The following is a 316-nucleotide window of genomic DNA, read 5'->3' as shown; positions in this document are numbered from 1 at the left end:
ATCAGTCTTACAAGCATTGTATGCAAGGTTATGGAAATAGTTGTTGTCCACCACATAAGGATATTTCAATCCAAGCACAGAATCATCAGCGATCGATCAATAATATAGTATTGATAAGCACTAAACATATTCTAAGACCGAGCGCTCTACTCTCTTATAACATTCTAATAAGTTATGATATCTTTGATGCACAATACAAAAATGGTAATTGAATGTAGTATATTGAGTATATAGAAAAAAATAAAATCTTATCTTTTAACCCTACTGTTGGATCATTATATACTTCAGAAAAAATGTTATCATCACTATTTTCATT

The 316-nt window shown here is 29.4% G+C and carries 1 pseudogene; it reads right to left on the bottom strand.

Features of this window, described 5'->3' with window-relative positions:
* Positions 1 to 94: 94 nt before the first annotated feature.
* Positions 95 to 316 (bottom strand): annotated as a pseudogene (locus ACJ5GX_RS04535) (hypothetical protein); the annotation flags it as partial.

The organism is Wolbachia endosymbiont of Tuta absoluta, assembly GCF_059414725.1.
This window is presented reverse-complemented; position numbering and strand designations above follow the sequence as displayed.